At 40.5% G+C, this 17,804-nt stretch carries 17 protein-coding genes and 1 pseudogene; 5 read left to right on the forward strand and 13 right to left on the reverse strand.

The annotated features are described in order from the left end of the window. Positions 1 to 222 precede the first annotated feature (222 nt). Both pepV and BMG01_RS01770 read right to left on the reverse strand, forming a co-directional pair. Positions 223 to 1,638: a dipeptidase PepV gene (gene pepV / locus BMG01_RS01765; RefSeq protein WP_036067945.1), complete on the reverse strand. Its 1,416-nt coding sequence runs from the start codon at positions 1,636 to 1,638 to the stop codon at positions 223 to 225. Positions 1,639 to 1,714: 76 nt separating this feature from the next. Then, a complete protein-coding gene (locus BMG01_RS01770) occupies positions 1,715 to 2,908 on the reverse strand; it encodes a DUF2075 domain-containing protein (protein ID WP_004910440.1) in 1,194 nt (397 codons plus the stop codon). A 138-nt stretch (positions 2,909 to 3,046) separates the two neighbouring features. On the opposite strand from BMG01_RS01770, the gene BMG01_RS01775 reads away from it, so the two are divergent. The 3 genes from BMG01_RS01775 to BMG01_RS01785 all read left to right on the forward strand — a co-directional run bounded on the left by BMG01_RS01775 (position 3,047) and on the right by BMG01_RS01785 (position 5,053). Beyond that, a complete protein-coding gene (locus tag BMG01_RS01775) occupies positions 3,047 to 3,868 on the forward strand; it encodes an NAD(P)H-hydrate dehydratase (protein ID WP_004910443.1) in 822 nt (273 codons plus the stop codon). 98 nt (positions 3,869 to 3,966) lie between these two features. After that, the gene (locus BMG01_RS01780) at positions 3,967 to 4,788 is read left to right on the forward strand and encodes an exodeoxyribonuclease III (protein ID WP_004910444.1); all 822 of its coding nucleotides are present in this window, start codon (positions 3,967 to 3,969) and stop codon (positions 4,786 to 4,788) included. A gap of 82 nt (positions 4,789 to 4,870) precedes the next feature. Beyond that, positions 4,871 to 5,053: a hypothetical protein gene (locus tag BMG01_RS01785; protein ID WP_036067947.1), complete on the forward strand. Its 183-nt coding sequence runs from the start codon at positions 4,871 to 4,873 to the stop codon at positions 5,051 to 5,053. Positions 5,054 to 5,073: 20 nt separating this feature from the next. Here BMG01_RS01785 and BMG01_RS01790 read toward each other — a convergent pair whose 3' ends face one another. The 3 genes from BMG01_RS01790 to tsaE are packed head-to-tail and all read right to left on the reverse strand — an operon-like array spanning position 5,074 to position 6,544. Next, entirely contained in the window at positions 5,074 to 5,607 is a 534-nt protein-coding gene (locus BMG01_RS01790; protein WP_004910447.1) for a 3'-5' exonuclease, read from the reverse strand. Next, a complete protein-coding gene (locus tag BMG01_RS01795) occupies positions 5,604 to 6,098 on the reverse strand; it encodes a GNAT family N-acetyltransferase (protein ID WP_036067949.1) in 495 nt (164 codons plus the stop codon). Before BMG01_RS01795 ends, BMG01_RS01790 begins: the two co-directional genes overlap by 4 nt. Then, positions 6,095 to 6,544 (reverse strand): tRNA (adenosine(37)-N6)-threonylcarbamoyltransferase complex ATPase subunit type 1 TsaE, encoded by a 450-nt coding sequence (tsaE, locus tag BMG01_RS01800; RefSeq protein WP_036067950.1) that lies wholly within the window; start codon positions 6,542 to 6,544, stop codon positions 6,095 to 6,097. Before tsaE ends, BMG01_RS01795 begins: the two co-directional genes overlap by 4 nt. 62 nt (positions 6,545 to 6,606) lie before the next feature. Here tsaE and BMG01_RS01805 point away from each other — a divergent pair, with 62 nt between their 5' ends. Continuing rightward, positions 6,607 to 8,049: a nicotinate phosphoribosyltransferase gene (locus tag BMG01_RS01805; protein WP_004910454.1), complete on the forward strand. Its 1,443-nt coding sequence runs from the start codon at positions 6,607 to 6,609 to the stop codon at positions 8,047 to 8,049. Continuing rightward, entirely contained in the window at positions 8,046 to 8,867 is an 822-nt protein-coding gene (gene nadE, locus BMG01_RS01810) for an ammonia-dependent NAD(+) synthetase (protein WP_004910456.1), read from the forward strand. The genes BMG01_RS01805 and nadE overlap by 4 nt, the downstream gene beginning before the upstream one ends. On the opposite strand, the gene BMG01_RS01815 is transcribed toward nadE, so the two are convergent. The 8 genes and pseudogenes from BMG01_RS01815 to hisE form a co-directional block, all read right to left on the reverse strand. Beyond that, a complete protein-coding gene (locus BMG01_RS01815; protein WP_004910458.1) occupies positions 8,864 to 9,406 on the reverse strand; it encodes a YiiX/YebB-like N1pC/P60 family cysteine hydrolase in 543 nt (180 codons plus the stop codon). The genes nadE and BMG01_RS01815 overlap by 4 nt on opposite strands. A 66-nt stretch (positions 9,407 to 9,472) precedes the next feature. After that, on the reverse strand, positions 9,473 to 10,861 hold the full coding sequence (locus BMG01_RS01820; protein ID WP_036067951.1) for a PTS sugar transporter subunit IIC: 1,389 nt from the start codon (positions 10,859 to 10,861) through the stop codon (positions 9,473 to 9,475). Positions 10,862 to 11,143: 282 nt separating this feature from the next. Next, entirely contained in the window at positions 11,144 to 12,034 is an 891-nt protein-coding gene (locus tag BMG01_RS01825; protein ID WP_004910461.1) for an ROK family protein, read from the reverse strand. Between the two features lie 53 nt (positions 12,035 to 12,087). Beyond that, positions 12,088 to 13,416: a PTS sugar transporter subunit IIC gene (locus BMG01_RS01830; protein ID WP_004910463.1), complete on the reverse strand. Its 1,329-nt coding sequence runs from the start codon at positions 13,414 to 13,416 to the stop codon at positions 12,088 to 12,090. 106 nt (positions 13,417 to 13,522) lie between these two features. Continuing rightward, positions 13,523 to 14,814, reverse strand: a pseudogene (locus tag BMG01_RS01835) (glycoside hydrolase family 1 protein). After that, positions 14,811 to 16,277, reverse strand: a complete 1,467-nt coding sequence (locus BMG01_RS01840; protein WP_004910468.1) for a 6-phospho-beta-glucosidase — start codon at positions 16,275 to 16,277, stop codon at positions 14,811 to 14,813. Before BMG01_RS01840 ends, BMG01_RS01835 begins: the two are co-directional and overlap by 4 nt. Before the next feature lie 116 nt (positions 16,278 to 16,393). After that, positions 16,394 to 17,467, reverse strand: a complete 1,074-nt coding sequence (hisC, locus tag BMG01_RS01845) for a histidinol-phosphate transaminase (RefSeq protein ID WP_004910470.1) — start codon at positions 17,465 to 17,467, stop codon at positions 16,394 to 16,396. Next, the gene (hisE, locus tag BMG01_RS01850; protein WP_036067953.1) at positions 17,464 to 17,796 is read right to left on the reverse strand and encodes a phosphoribosyl-ATP diphosphatase; all 333 of its coding nucleotides are present in this window, start codon (positions 17,794 to 17,796) and stop codon (positions 17,464 to 17,466) included. The genes hisC and hisE overlap by 4 nt, the downstream gene beginning before the upstream one ends. Between the last annotated feature and the right edge of the window lie 8 nt (positions 17,797 to 17,804).

The raw sequence follows: 17,804 nt of genomic DNA on the forward strand, positions 1-17,804 counted from the left end.
ACATATTGTTTAATATGTTTTTGAGATTTCTAGTGATTTAAAAATTCAGAATCAGTTAGCGCTATTTTTTATTTCTAACTTTCACCGGTTGCGTCACACGCAACACCTTAGTGAACGAGAATCCAATAATTACAATACCAGCTACAATTACTAATGCCATAATGTTTCTCCTTTGATTTGTTTGATTATTGCTATCATACAGACCAAAGATTAAACCAACATTTAATCCAAATTAGTAATTTCAGCGATTGCTTGTGCATAGATTGAGATTGAGCGATACAAGTCATCTAACAAAGCAAATTCATTAACTTGGTGCATAGTGTCTGGTGAATCTGGGAATAATGCCCCAAAGGCGACACCACGCTTCATCAAACGACCATAAGTACCACCACCAATGACTTGATCATGTGCTGGCAAACCAGTTTGTTCGTGATAAACACGCAACAATGTTTCCACAATAGGATCGCTTGGTGCAACGTAATGTGGCACTTGCGCGTGTCCGCCAATGGTTGGCTTGACATCCCAACCATTCAATTGTGAGGCCAAACCAGCTTCAATTTCTTCCGGTGTAATGCCTTTTGGATAACGGAAGTTGAAGTTAATAAAGGCTTTGCCGCCGTCAACAAACTTTTGAATACCAACGTTCATTGACAAAGGTCCCATGACTTGATCTGTGTAGTTAACACCAAACTTTTTACCAATAGTATCATCATGTGCTGGTGTGCCAAGATAAGTCAAGAATGACTTAGCAGTACCACCGAAATCAAAGTCTTGCAAGAAGTTAGCTAGGTACGTACCAGCGTTCTCACCAATTTCAGGCATTGCGCCGTGAACCTGTTTACCATTCAAAACAAAGTTGACAACTTCACCATCTGTTTCTGTTGAACCAGAAATCTGTGGATTATCCACCAAATATTCTTGGAATTCAGTGACAATTTTTTCTGCTTGTGCTGACTGCACAGTAGCACGAGCAATTCCAGGCACCATATTAGTCCGTAATCCAGATTCAAACGATACCAACTTAGCAGAACCACTGTTAGTAGCTTCACCGTCAATCAAAATTTGGACATTACCCTTTTCACCATTGATAATTGGATATTCAGCATCAGGTGAGAAGCCAAATGCTGGTTCAGGTTCCACTTCAAAATAACGTGTCATGCCTGTCCAGTCGTTTTCTTCATCGGTACCAAAAATCAATCGTACACGACGCTTCAAAGGTACTTTCAAATCAGACAAAATTTTGAAAGCGTAATAAGCAGCCATCCCCGGTCCCTTATCATCTGACGCCCCGCGGGCAATGATTTTATCTTCAGTCACAACAGGTTCAAATGGTGCTGTTTCCCAACCTTCGCCTGCTGGCATGACATCAACGTGGGCCAAGATAGCAACATATTCCTCAGCATCCTTTGGACCAATTTCAATATAACCAGCCAAGTTATCAAGGTTTTTAGTGGTAAAACCATCTCGTTCTGCAATCGACAGTACTTTAACTAATGCATCTTTGGGCCCAGGACCAAGTGGTGCATCTGCTGTGGCTTTTGAGTCATCACGTACAGATTCAACTGCTAGCATTGACTTCAAATCCTCAATAAACGCCTCTTTACGCGTTTCTGTTTCTTGTTTCCAATCAATTGTCATGTTTTTTTAACCTTTCTTGTATCTAATACTTTGATTATACGCTTTTGATGATTTTTTTCCTAATGACTTATCTTGCTCAATATCGTGATTGCTTTGGTACACTAGCTAACAATTTTTGACGCAAAACTGGATCAGCCACTGCGATAAATAAACCATGACGTCCCCTTTTTAGTAGGATGTTCAAAGCATTAAGCATGATTGATTGCTTATCCTCTAATGACAAATTTTTGCCACCAACGCTTCTAAATGCTGCCTTATCTTCATAATGACTTGGATCGATGATTAACTGATCTTTTTGATTATCATAACGAATACCAGGCCCAATAATCACGCCTGCATAATTCAAGTCAAAGCCCTGAATCGTATAAACAGACCCCACTTCATTAATCGTTTCAGGGCGTAATGCCCAAGGTGTGGCACCTGTATCAAGCTGATCCCAGGGTAATTTGAAATCGTCCAACGTAACATACCATTTGCCACGATTAACCGTGTAGGGATAATCGGTAGTTGCCAAGATTCTCGACATGCCGACACGCTGATTTTCTTGACAAATCGCCGCATATAACTGGTTAGCATCATTATAAATGCGCAAATCAAATGATAGAGATGTTGCCACATCAATTATTTTTTTGTGCTGGGTTAGCTGATCAATCCACTCAACGACTGACTGGCTTTGATCAACCATTCGATATTGCTCGCTTAATTGAACTGCCTCAGGTTTAAACGGTGCTAGAATAGTCTGCAACTGCTCGCGATGCCACATACTTTTTAACTTCAAAACCTGATGAGCATCAAAGACTAGAATAACCACACGCGCATGTTTCAGTATCTCAACCAGTTGATTTTCTTGCTGAAATTTATTGTACCGGTCTGGTGCTGTTAGTAAAAGATGGGCTTCATCAATTAAAACAACATCAGCTGTTTGATTGTGACGAGTCATTTGATTAATGAATGTCGTTGGTTTAAGAAATTGATTCTTTTTGAGGTCAGGCTGATAACTGGCTAATTCACGGTAACTTTTCCACATCTCAGCGTGATTAACAAGTAAAAAATTACACCATTGTGGCTTCGTGGCTTGTAGTTGTTTGAAAATTTCAAATAGCACAACGCTCTTACCAGCACCAGCGCCACCTTCTATCACAAAAGCACGTGTTTGCGACTGGGTTAAATTGTGATTGGCGAACGCTACTGCTTGGTGAATCACATCATTTTGTTCATCTGAAAATTGTTCACCGTCAGCCAATACGAAACTATTTTTAATCATAGCCATATTGTAACATCATGCGTCCTCAAAACAGAAAAAATATAAATGACATAATATAAATGCACCGTCATAAACGCTGATAACACAAGGATTTGGCGTGCAATATTTGTCCTTATCAGTTAGAATAAGTGTGAGGAAGTAAACATGAAAAAGCTGACAGAAGATATCCTTTACCAAGTTATCAAAAAAAGACCTGAACAATCTCATAAAGGCACTTATGGTCGCGTTTTAATTATTGGTGGTACGCAGCAATTTGGTGGTGCTGTTATCATGAATGCACTAGCGGCTGTCAATTCTGGGGCCGGCTTAGTTTCTGTTGCAACAGATCCCAGTAACTTCACTGCATTGCACGCTCATTTACCCGAAGCAATGGTGATTGATTTTAATGACGATTTAACTGATGATATTCAACATGCTGATGTCGTGTTAATTGGTTCTGGACTGGGAAATCGTCTTGATATCGTTGAAGCCACTTTTGACGCCATCATGGCACGCCAAATTTTGATTGTGGATGGTTCAGCATTAACTTTAGTTGCGGAAAATAAACTTTCTTGGCCACAATCGCAGCTTATTATTACACCACATCAAATGGAATGGCAACGATTAAGCGGTGTCACAATCAATGAACAGGCATTTGAGGCTTTCAATATGTTAGCACAGCAACGTATGAATGTTCAGCCAATCCTTGTTTTGAAACAACACCATACCCAAATTTATACGCTTAACCAAGTTTTCGAAATACCAAATGGTGGTCCTTATCAAGCTACCGGTGGTATGGGTGACACGCTGGCTGGTATGATAGCTGGCTTTACTGCGCAATTCATGTTGTGCTTTCCAGAGGCAATCATGGCAGCGGTTTATGCCCATTCCGCCATTGCTGATGAACTATCAAAAAATCAATATGTCACACTACCAACTAAAATCAGCGCAGCATTACCAGAATTTATGTCGCGTTATGCCAAATAATTTTAGAACCCAAAAATAACGGTTAATTCCACAGACGCTTTCAAGAAAAATGATTGAATATGTTAGAATGAAATTAACGATTTTTGGAGGAATTCATTTTGAAACTAATTTCATGGAACATTGACTCAATTAACGCCGCTGTTGAACATAAAAGTGCGCGTGGTGAAATGACTTGGTCAGTTCTTAATAATATTGCTGAAGCCACACCTGATGTGTTTGCTATTCAAGAAACCAAATTAAAAGCGACCGGGTTAACCAAAAAGCAGGCTAATGCCATTGCTGAACTATTCCCCGACTATCACGTTTTTGTCAACCCGAGTTTAGCACGTTCAGGCTATTCCGGTACCATGGTATTGTCCCGTCAAGAACCTCTATCAGTTGATTTTCCAAAAATAGATGCGCCCGGCGACATGGATATGGAGGGGCGTGTGATCACACTCGAATTCGCCAATTTTTATGTTTCAACTGTTTATACCCCTAATTCCGGCAGCGAACTAGCGCGCTTAGATGATCGTGGTTTATGGGATGATCAATACCGACACTATATCAGTTCATTAGACCAAAAGAAGCCAGTGATTTTCAGTGGTGACATGAACGTTGCCCATGAAGAAATTGACCTGAAAAATCCTAAAACTAATCGCCATTCAGCCGGATTTACCGATCAGGAACGGGAAAAGTTTACTGCATTATTGGGTGCCGGTTTCACAGATACGCTGAGAGCGCTCAACCCAAATGTCCCAAGTATCTACACTTGGTGGGCACAAATTAGCAAGACCAGCAAAATTAACAACTCGGGTTGGCGCATTGATTATTATCTCGTCAGCAACAGAATTGCTGATAAAGTCACCCAGTCAACTGTACTAGACACTGGTAAAAGACAAGATCACGCACCAATTCAATTGGAAATTGATTTACTTTAAAAACAACATGGTTTCTTCATGATTTAGTGCCAATATCGCCACATTATTAACATATAATTAAGTTATTGGTGGAGGTGTTAATATGGATAAGAGACCAAACGTGAGTCGTGTTGACGATATCTACATTCATGCTTACTATACTTACGATGCCGTCGTCACAAAAAAAAACAGCAGAGCCGCTTCAGTTTCTAGATTTAGTCTCGCTGTTATTCTGGGATTATCGTTGGCAATCGGGTGTCATACACTCATCACAATTTTTTTCTAAGCTATCCAATCTGGGATAGCTTATTTATTTTTCACAAATGATTTTAGTGCTGAATCACCAAATTGCTGAGATTCATATATTAAAATATTTGCCGCAGCCACCGCATCATCTAAGGCGTTATGGTGATGTTCAAGCGTAATACCCAAGTTTTCCGCCACTGTATTCAATTTATGATTTTGAAAATTTGGAAATAGCTTGCGGCTCGTTTGAACTGTGTCCAATAGCATATAATGTGGTTCCGGTAGTCCGTAATAGTCTAACGTTCCCTTCAATACGCCGTTATCAAACGGTGCATTGTGCGCAACCACTAATTTATCTGCTGTAAATAGTGGTGCAATCGTTGGCCAAATATCAGGAAATTGTGGTGCTTTTGCCACATCAATTTGGTGAATACCATGAATTTTCGTATTATAGTGACTAAATGACGTTTCTGGTTTTATTAATGAGTAGAATTGGTCAACAATTTGATTATCTCTCACAACTGCTAATGCAATCGATACTGCTGAGTGCTTTTCATGATTGGCTGTTTCAAAATCCATTGCAACAAAATTCATATTTCTAACTCCAAAACCATTTTTTGCAACTGCGTCTGACGCCCATTTGGCAACGTCAAATTCACTTGCTTCCCTACCATTATAAAACCAAACTTCTCGTAAATGTGTCTAGCTGGCAAATTGTCTACTTGCACATCTAACCATACCTGCTGTAACCCATTTGCTTGTGCCCAATCCAGTAATGCTGTCATCAATGATTGTCCTAAACCAGCGCCTTGAAATTGAGATAAAATGGCCATACCTACTTCCCCATTTTCAATCGAGCCAATACCTACTGGCAAACGTAACGCCCCTTGTTCAGCCATCAGTAACAAAGTGATAGCTGGCCCAACGTTTTCCTCCGGCACTACTTCGCCATCTCGCATACTAGCTATCAAAAACGTATCCGTTTCAGTCATCAATTGTTGAATGAGTGCCTGCCATTGTGCTGCGTTTTCTAACCCTGCCACTTCCAAACTAAATGCAATCGGTTGACTCATATCAAAGTTCATAATGCGTCCTCAAAATTAGCCAGTTGCCCAATACCATGAATGGTAATTTGACGTTGATCATCTTCATTGGTTCGTTGAAAGTTAAAATCAATACGATCGTTGGGTAAAATATCAACCATGTATTGTGGCCATTCAATCAAGGTAATACCGTCTGTCCCGATAAAATCTTCAAACCCTTGATTTTCAGCACCCATTGTTTCCAAAGTATAGGCATCAAAATGATAAATCGGTGTTTCACCGGCCATATACGTATTCATGATATTAAATGTCGGACTCTTAACACGACCAGCGACACCTAAAGCACGAGCGAATCCTTGTGTGAAAGTTGTTTTGCCAGCACCAAGGTCGCCATTTAAAGTTAATACCATACCGCGACGTACCAGTTGGGCTACTTTTTGAGCCAATTCTTGTGTTTGCTGTGAATTGTTTGTGAGAAATTCTTTCATTCTTTCATTATAGCACGAGATAATTGGTATAATGGTACTTAACAACTAAAAGGACCGCTATCATGTATCGAGATGATTCATTAACATTACACACAGACGCCTATCAAATTAATATGATTTATACCTATTGGCAGCAAGGTATTGATCAATCACCTGTTGTCTTTGAAGCGTACTTTAGAAAAATGCCGTTTGACAATGGTTACGTTATTTTTGCCGGTTTAGAGCGAATTGTGACTATTCTAAAGCAACTCACTTTCAGTCAGAGTGACATTAACTATCTTCGTAGCTTAGATTTATATGATGATGCTTTCCTAGATTATCTGCAAAATTGGCATTTCACAGCAACTTTGCGTTCAGCCTACGAAGGTGAAGTGATGTTTAACAACGAACCACTTTTCCAAGTTGAAGGGCCACTTGTCGACGCGCAGTTATTAGAGACGCTTTTGCTCAATGTGGTCAATTTTCAAACATTGATTGCCACCAAAGCCGCTCGTATTGCTACTGTCACTGATGGTCAACCCTTGCTGGAATTTGGCACACGACGTGCCCAAGAAATTGATGCTGCGCTGTGGGGCACACGTGCAGCCTACATTGGTGGATTTGACGCAACATCTAATGTTCGCGCTGGCAAATTATTCAATATTCCAATTTCTGGCACACATGCGCACGCTTTAGTGCAAGCCTATCAAAATGATTATGACGCGTTTAAAGCTTACGCATCAACTCATAAAGACGTCGTTTTCTTAGTAGACACTTTTGACACGCTCAAGTCCGGTGTCCCTAGCGCGATCAAAGTAGCACAAGAATTTGGCGACCAAATCAATTTTCAAGGTGTCAGAATTGATTCAGGTGACATGGCTTATTTGTCTAAAATCATTCGGAAAATGCTAGACGAAGCTGGTTTCACATCAGCTAAAATATATGCGTCCAATGACTTGGACGAAAATACAATCTTAAACTTGAAAATGCAAGGTGCCAAAATAGATGTTTGGGGTGTCGGCACCAAACTCATCACTGCTTTTGACCAACCAGCTTTAGGCGCTGTTTATAAAATGGTTAGCTTCAACGGCAAAAATACGATCAAAATTTCCAACAATGTTGAAAAAGTATCGACCCCTGGCAAAAAACAAGTGTGGCGTATCACAGATCGACAAGACGGTAAATCCGAAGGCGATTATCTCACTTTCTCAAATGAAGATCCGCGTCAGCAAACGGATTTACACATGTTTGATCCTAATCACCCTGTTATTTCAAAAGACGTCCATGATTTTAACGCTGAACCTATGCTTCATGATATTTTTGTTAACGGCAAATTAATTTATGATTTACCAGATATTAAGACCGTTAAAACCTATGCGAAGCAGTCGCTGGATAATTTGTGGGATGAATATAAGCGTGTGCTCAATCCTGAAACTTATCCAGTTGATTTGTCACAAAGCTTATATGACGCCAAAATTGACTTAATCAACAAAACTCGCCAACACATTAAGGAGATGTCAAAATGAGACCTTTGCAAGCAAAAATCATTGCCGAATTGCACGTACAACCTATGATTGACGCCGACGCTGAGATTCGTCGATCAGTTGATTTTTTGAAACAATATTTAACCCATTCAATATACACAAGCCTTGTATTGGCAATTAGCGGTGGTCAAGATTCAACCCTTGCTGGTAAATTAGCCCAAATGGCAGTGCAAGAACTGCGTGACACAACTGGTGATGATTATAAATTTGTCGCCATTCGCCAGCCTTATGGCAAGCAACGTGATGAAGATGATGCTCAAGCTGCCCTAACATTTATCCAACCTGATGTCATTGTCACCACTGACATTCAAACCGCCACAGACGCCATGACTACCGCTTTACGTGCTGGTGGGCTCACCGTTGATGATATGAGTCGAGGTTCCATTAAGCCAAAAATGCGCATGATTGCACAGTATGCTGTTGCTCGTGAGCACAACGGTATTGTTGTGGGAACTGATCACGCCGCTGAAGCCTTTGCAGGTTTTTTCACCAAATATGGTGATGGCGGCACAGATATCAACCCTCTCTGGCGTCTCAACAAACGACAAGGTCGCCAATTATTAGTAGCCCTCAACGCACCAGCGCATCTATATGATAAAGTGCCAACCGCTGATTTGGAAGATGACCGACCACAATTACCAGATGAAGTTGCATTAGGTGTCAGCTATCAGGCTATTGATAATTATTTGGAGGGTCGAGACGTCTCTGAAAAAGACGCTACTCAAATTGAGTCACTTTACTTGGCGAGTCAACAAAAACGTCATGAGCCAATCACAATTTACGACACATGGTTTTATTAATCCACTAATAGATCACCGTAACGCAATTGCCCAACGTAATTGAGTTGCGGTGTTTTTGATAGATCATGTGGATTAGTGCCAGGTTGATTAAGGGGCACTGCAACACCTAACTTTTGGTAATAGTTTAGCCAATAATTTGAGATTGGCTGTTGATCATCACCAAATTTCATCGGTTGTTGCGGTATCGTCAACACATTTGCAAATGCTAACTGCACCAATTGTGAACAATATAAGCCATCATCATTAGGATAAAACGAAAAATTATAGGGTCGATTTTGATAGGACATTGCCTGTGAAATCACTTGTGACTGTTGCGTTTCCGTCAAGCTAGCTCGATAAATATCTGCAACGTTAACTTCTTCGAAGAAATGACGTATTCGTTGAATTGCTACGCCATGTTTTGGGGAGGCATCAATGATTTGGTGCGTATTAATCACAATAGCGACATGAACATAGTTGCCTGTTGATGTCGCTATTGCCTCATCAAGTGCTTCATGATTGTTTGGAATGAATAGTAAATCAGCTGTTTGTAATGTCATATTGCTAGTTTACCACGCACGACCAACAAAGAATACCAAGCTTAGCGCTTGGTATTCTTTACTTTTTTAATTTGTAGCAGCTTTTTCAGCAGCGGCATCATTTTCCGCCTCTTGCTTTTGTAACATCTTGTCATACTTTATAGCAAATGGGAAGTACATTGCTGTTGACATTGCAATTAAGATTGCTTGCCAGATGGCAAATTGCCAACCACCAGCCAAAAGTCCAGAAATAATTGGTGGTGTTGTCCAAGGTACACCGACACCATTTAGTGGTGGCACAATACCAAAGTAGATAATTGCGTAAGTTCCAACGGCAGCAATAACTGGCGTGAGGAAGAATGGAATAGCCAAGAATGGATTCAAGACCATCGGAATACCAAACAAGAATGGTTCGTTAATATTGAATAATCCAGGAATTAATTCGATTTTTCCAAGTGTCTTCAATTGCACTGAACGAGCACGTACCGGTGTGAAGACCACCAAACCAATCGTCATTCCAGATCCAGTCATGTTGATAAAATTATTCAAGAATTCGTTCGTAACAATATGAACTGATGGGTTTGACAATGTCAATTCACCAGCCTTACGTGCTACCATGTTGTCAAATGAGTTAGGAATTAAGAAAGCACCTGAGATAGCACCAACGATAATACCGCCATGGACACCAAAGAACCAGAAGAATGTGACCAAGAATGCCAGCAAAAGAACTGCCGGGAATGAATCTGACATCCCCTGAAGTGGTGTTTGAATAACTTGATAAATCCAATCTAGTGCATCTGTATGGAATACATACTTGAAGATGGCAAAGATTGCAGTAGATACTGTCACGACTACAAAAGCTGGAATCATGGCTGTGAACTGTCCAGCAACGTTTGCAGGTACTTGTTCAGGCAAAGTTACCTTCCAACCTGCCTTAATCATTGCTGAGTAAGACCAACCAACTAGCAAACCAACAATAATAGCAGCAATCATACCTTGTCCGCCCATGTTGGCTGTGTTCAAAACGCCGGCCACTGGACTGCTCAACAATTCTTGTACAGCATGTGGCAACTTATCAATATTCTTGTAGGCTGCTTCATTGACAGGGTTCGGCACCGACATGGTTTGTAGCAATAGGAATGCTACTAATGCGGTGAACCCAGCAGGCAAGGCCTCTTGTCCTTCATCACGTACATAAACATACGCAATACCAACGACTGTGAAAATTGAAATCATACCAAAGCTAGCATTGTTAGCCTGAGCAAACACCGCCGACCAACCATGATCCGCCAGCCATGTGGCAACTGGTACATACGGTACGTTAGCCAAAATCAGAAAGACAGATCCAATAATGATAAATGGCAAACTATACACCATACCATTTTTCAACGCTGTAACTGCTTTAGTGTTGATAAACTTCATGATAGGTGGCATCAATTTGTCGGTTACCCAACTACTCTTTGCACTATTCTGCATAAGTATTTCTCCTTTTGTAAACTCCCTGTTTACGTAATTCCGCTTTTTGTAAGCGGTTACACTAATATCATAACCCATTATTTGAAAATGTCAACACTTTTTTGTAAACGGTTACAACTTATGAAAGAAATGACTTAATGTACTTTTTTAGTATGCAGGATAAATGTGGCAAAACAGTGAATTAACAAGGATTTAATTGTGAATTGTTTGGTGTAAATGTGTTTGTTGTTTGACTATTCCAACTGAATATCATTATCGTAATTAAACGTTATAATTTTGTTGTTATTGATTCGTTTTCATTTCATTTACATTAGGATAATAAGATTTGAAAACTTCATAGGCGCCAATCAAATTTGCTGAATTGCCAAATTGGGCTGCTTTAATGTTGACAGGCATATCAGTAATATGTCCTTTGACATCAGCAATCAAAATTGAAACGCGTTGATTCAACTCATTTAAAATATCGTCATTTTGTGAAAGACCACCACCAATCACAATAATCTCTGGATCAACAATGAACATCAGATTAAAAATACCACGAGCCAGACTGTCTAATTGACGCGACACGTTTATTTTTGCCACGCCATCACCCTTCTTAGCCAAATCATACAAATCTTTTCCAGATAGTGAGGTGTCGTGTTTCACGTTGTAACGTCTAGCCATTTCAACCGCCGATGCTTTGACACTCCACTGAGAGTTAACGCCATCAAAAAAGCTATAACCAAACTCGCCACCATAGCCATGTGCGCCGCGCACGAGTTGTCCATTAAGGTAAACAGCACCACCCACACCTGTACCAACGACCACAAATATTGCTGAATTTGCCCCAGCAGCAACACCATGTTTGACTTCTGCTAAGCCCGCGGCGTTAGCATCATTTTCAATTGTGACAGGCGCTTTGAATAGCTTTTCCAAGCTGTCGACAATGGGAAAATGATGAATGTAGGGTACTGCTGAGTTGCCACTAATGAAGCCATCTTTAAATTTCACAACCCCCGGAGCACTGATTGCCACACCATCAATATTAGTGAAATTTTGCGTGATATCAAGCAATTTACTCACCATTTCATCCCAAGTTTTGGGTGTCTCAAATGATGAAATTTCACCCAAATTATCATCTATGACTGTGGCATATTTCACACTAGTCCCACCAATATCTATTGTTAAAATCATGTTGTCTTCCTCCGAATGAAAAAGCAGCCGAAGCTGCCGATTATAAATAAACGTTATTGCAAAACTTTTGCAGTGCTGTCACTATTTTCTTGCTTCAGCAATATTTGATCATACTTCTTAGCAAATGGCCAATAACTTGCAATGGTCATCAATAGCATGATAGCCTGCCAAACAGCACCTTGCCAGCCACCAATAATCAATCCTGAAATAATAGGCGGGGTTGTCCAAGGAACATAAATTCCATTAAACGGCGGAATAATGCCAAATTTAATCACCAAATAAGTCAAAATTCCTGAAAGCAACGGTGTCAAAATGAATGGTACTGCAAGCAATGGATTAAGCACCAATGGAACACCAAATAAAATTGGCTCATTGATGTTAAATAGCGCAGGCACAATTTCCAATTTACCAAGTGTCTTCATCTGAGTTGACTTGGCACGCCAGAGCATGAACACAACTAAACCAATCGTCAATCCAGAACCTGTCACAGTAATATATTGATCCATAAATGATTGCGTCACAATGTGGGCGCCATTATCAATCGTTAATTTACCAGCTTTATACAAAGCATTATTATCAGCATTATTGGCTAGCAAAAGTGGTGTCATAATACCACCAATAATTGTTGCGCCATGTACACCGAAGAACCAAAGGAACACTGGCAAAAAGGCAACGATGAAAACGCCCATTGGACCGTCAGTGGCATGTTGAAGTGGCGTTTGAATCACTTTATAAATCCACTCAACAAATGTTGTGCTCAGTCCCAATTTAAAGAAAGCATAAACAGCTGTGGCCCCTGACACAATCACAGCACCGGGTACTAAGGCCGTAAATGAAGCCGCAACGTTGGCTGGTACTTGTTCTGGTAACTTGATGGTAAATCCTTTTTTCATAAACCAAGTGTATATCCAACCGACTAACAAACCAACAATAATGGCAACAATCATGCCCTTACCACCGAGCCAGTTTTTGTCAATCACATTACTAGCAACCCATGCCGTAGACGTTTTGCCGGCTGAATTGGTAACATTGGTCACCGTGTCTGGTTGCAAAATAACATCAACCACAATTGCTAATAATCCTGCCGGAACACCTTCGTAACCAGCATCATGCACCCAAGAATATGCAATACCAAATACAGCAAATACCGCCATCAAAGCCATTGATCCATTATAGGCCTGCATAAAGATAGCAGCCAAACCAGATTTTGAAATGGCATCAGCAATTGGTGTATAAGGAAAATTACCTAAAATCAGGAATATGGCACCAATCACAATAAATGGAATTGGATAAAGCATACCGTTTTTGATGGCAACCATTGGTTTTAGATTAACAAACTTCATCACTGGTGGCAGCAACTTTTTGTTAATAAAATCATTCATAATGATTCTCCTCGTTTAAAATTTGTAAGCGCTTACATTTTAAGGTAAGTATAACACCATGATCCTCATTTGACAATGCAAGTGATTGACCATGGTGTATGATTAGTTAACTGTTGAGACCATTAGACTTAAATACGTCACGCAAGTACTCAAACGACGCTTTCTTTGAACGGCGCATATCACGTTCCTCTTCATTAGTTCGATTAACGTAAACGGCACGATAACGTCGGTTCCATCTTCAATCATAGCTTGCTTCATCGCGTCAATATGATCACGGTGATATTGAATACGATAATCATCTTGAATCATTTGATTGCCAGTCATTTCTTCACGCCAACCCAAACCGTTTTCAACAGGAAAAACCGGTAACTGATAGCGAGAATAAATTGATGTTAAGGCGTTTCTAAAGCCCAAAGGATCAATCGTCCATGACCATTCATTTGCTGTTAAATAAGGGTTTGTTTAATTGGCAATATCTAAATAGCGATTTGGTGCTGTGCCATCTGGAATTTTATCCGCATTCAACATGTCTGTTCGATAATAACTAAACGCTATAAAATCACTGGTTTGCTTTGATAATACTGCGTCATCCTTAGGTTGATAGTCCATATCAATATTGTGCGTTGCCACAAAGGCTAACACTTCCGGCAAATAGTGGCCAGCAGTAAACATCGTTAGTAAGTTATCATTCAAAAATGTGTCAACGCGACGAGCTGCAAAAACGTCAGTTGGTTTAGATGTGGCTGGATACGTCACTTGATACGCCAACATACCACCAATTTGTAATTGATCAAACTGTTCATGCACAAAATTTGCAACATGCGCATGCGCCAACATCGTATGATGAAAAATTTGATAGAGATTGTCTAACGAATGTTCTGCATTGATGGCACCACCAATATCATAAGCCATATTTGTAAAATATAGATTGTGCTCATTAAATGTCAGCCAATACGTCACCCGATCAGCAAAACGGCTAATGATTTCCTTGGCATAACGCACATAAGCGTCGATAACGTGGCGACTCAAAAAACCATTATATTTCTCTGCGAGCGCCAGTGGCATATCAAAATGGTACAGCGCTATCATTGGCTGAATCCCACGTGCCAGCAAGGCGTCAATCATATCTGAATAAAACTTAATGCCCGCCTCGTTGAATTCACCATCACCATCTGGAACGACGCGCGCCCAAGAAATTTCAAAGCGATACATATTGACGCCCATTTCAGCCATGAGGTCAAAGTCTTCAGGATAACGATGGTACTCGTCAATCGTCTTTTCCCAAGTAGCCTCCTTTTTCAGGTCATATGTGGATTTACCACGCACACCTTGAAAGCCCTCAGTTTGCATACTAGATGTCGAGTTTCCCCAGAAAAAGCCGGTCGGCATTGTTGTCATAAATTTTCCCCTTGTGTTTTAATTACATTTTGATACCAGTTGAAACTATCTTTCTTTAAGCGCTTACCGCTACCATGCCCCTCATCATCTAGATCGACGTAAATGTAGCCATAGCGCTTACTCATCTCACCCGTACCAGCTGAGACAATATCAATTGGTCCCCATGACAAGTAGCCAATCAGGTTCACACCATCAATAATGGTAGCCTTTTCCGCTTCAGCGATATGTGCACTCAGATAAGCAATACGATAATCATCATGAATACTGCCGTCTGCTGTCACGGTATCATAGGCACCAAAACCATTTTCCACGATCATAATAGGCAAATTTGGATACAAATTATTCAGTTGATTTAATGTGTAGCGCAATCCCTCAGGGTCAATTGTCCATCCCCAATCAGACGCAGGAATCAGCGTGTTTTTGACACTTTCAATGCTACTTGGATCATCTAAAGCCGGTGTTTTACCATCAGCTGCTTTAACCGCAAACGTTGCATAATATGAAATACTCAAATAATCGACAGTACCCTCTTTTAAAATTTGTCGATCCTCATCTGTAATATCTGGACGATAACCCGTTCGCTCAAATAAAGCTTCCAACTCTGATGGATATGCTCCACGAATATGCACATCACTAAACCACTTGCGCAATTGTTCAGCTTTTTGAGCTGCTAACATATCTGCTGGTAATGGCGTAGCTGGATAAATTGGTGACACATTTAGCATCGCACCAATTTGGAAGTCCGGATTAATTTGGTGCGCAAGTTGTACCACTTTGGCACTAGCTACTAATTCATAATGGCCAGCTTGGTACATATCTGCCATACGTTCTGCGATTGTGGCTGTTTCGTCATACCGCAAACCAGAATTTGTCCAAACAAGAAAATCTTGTACCGTTGATGCTTCACTAATATTAGCTTGGTTGGATATTTCATTATGCGTAATCCAATATTTAACCTTATTGCGATAACGCTTAAGAACCGTCTCTGAGTATTTCACGGAAAAATCGATCAAACGACGATTGCGCCAACCGCCATATTCCGTTACCAAATGGTACGGCATTTCAAAGTGGTTGAGTGTAATGACCGGTTCAATACCAAGACGATTCATCTCATCAAACATGTCATCGTAAAACTGAAGTCCAGCTTCATTGGGCTCTGCATCATCACCATTTGGAAAGATTCTTGTCCATGCAATAGATGTTCGGAAAGCCTTGAACCCCATTTCCGCCATCAATGCCAAATCTTCTTTGTAAGTGTCATGAAAATAAATGCCGTGATGATTGGGGTAATTTTCCCCTGCAATCACGCCATCAGTTATGGTTCGGGGCGTCGTGGCATTGCCGGCAGTCAATACATCGGCAATCGAAACGCCTTTACCATCAACGTCCCAAGCACCCTCAGCTTGGTGAGCAGCAATCGCACCGCCCCAGAGAAAATCTTTTGGCATTTTTAATCCTGTCATGTTTAATTCTCCTATGTTTAGTCACTATTTAACTATAATTGTAAGCGTTTACATTACAAAACACAAGAATGTCCTAAAAGTCGTTACTTTTTGCACTAAAAAAGAACTAACCTGTGTTAGTTCTTTAATGCTGCTAGAAAGGCTTCTTTTAACCCTTCATTATCATCCGGGGTCCCTAAAGCAATACGAATCCACTCGGAATTTAAGCGATCGTTAACTTGATAGCCCGATTGCAACAACGCTTGACCGACTTTCTTAGTCTCACCCACTTTAATCCAAATGAAATTGGCCTGTGACTCATAAAATGTGAGCCCCTCATCACGTAAAAAGTTTTGGAATTTGGTACGTTCTGATTGAAACGCCGCCACGTTTTTTGCCAAATAATCTTGATCCAAAATTGCAGCCGTACCGCCAACAATTTGGTAAGTTGACAAATTATATGGCAAACGCACAGCTTGCATCGCTGTATATAGGGGATCCTGCATGATACCATAGCCAATGCGCAAATTAGCTAATCCATAGGCTTTAGACAACGTGCGTAGTACAACTAAATTTTTATATTGTGAGACAAGTGGTGCCACTGTGGCATCTGGTTCATCCACAAAATCATAATAAGCTTCATCAACAACTAGCGTCACCGTACTTGGTAATTTTGTCAAAAATGCTTCAATATCGGCAGTTTTTTCAAAAACACCAGTTGGATTATTTGGATTGGCCAACCAAATCATCGTTGTTTGATCAGTGATAGCAGCTAACATGGCCTCAAAATCAACATGCCCATCGGCTGGGTTAACTGGGACTTTAACTGTTTTTGCTTGTTCAATTTCGGCGTGAAGTGCATACTCACCAAATGTTGGGTCAGGCACAATCATTTCAGATTCTGGCGTCAAAATGGTACGCGTCAACAGCTGAATGAGTTCGTCAGCACCTACACCAAATACTAAATTTTCAGGATTAACTTGTGTTAAGTCTGCTACTGCTTCACGCAAAGGCGTTGCTTGACCATCAGGGTAATAGCCTAACACATCATCAGACACTGCGCGCACAGCCTCTCCGACTTTTGGTGATGGTCCATAAACTGATTCATTAGCCGACAGACGTGCTAAATGTTGTAATCCATACTTGGCTTTGACCACTTCTTCTGGTAGTTCCGCTTGATAAGCCGCTAACTTTTTAACTGTTTCCTTCATTTTTGCTCATCTCCTCGCCAATCTTGGCGTTCATGTAACTGAGATTGTTGGCCAATGCGCGACCCCAGTTCGTTCTTAATATCATCAAGTGTAACATTTTTTTCAACTAAGAGAACCATTAGATGAAAAAATAAATCCGCCGTTTCATAAATTAGTTTATCGTTGTTATTTTTAGCGCCTAGAATGACCTCTGTTGATTCTTCACCAACTTTTTTTAAAATTTTATCGAGTCCTTTTTGGTATAAATAATCTGTATAAGAACCTTCTTGTGGGTTATTTTTACGCGCCAAGGCTGCTGCGTAGAGCGCTTCAATTGATTGTTGTGCCATAATCTATT

This window comes from Leuconostoc sp. BM2, assembly GCF_002095565.1.
Taxonomy (GTDB): domain Bacteria; phylum Bacillota; class Bacilli; order Lactobacillales; family Lactobacillaceae; genus Leuconostoc; species Leuconostoc falkenbergense.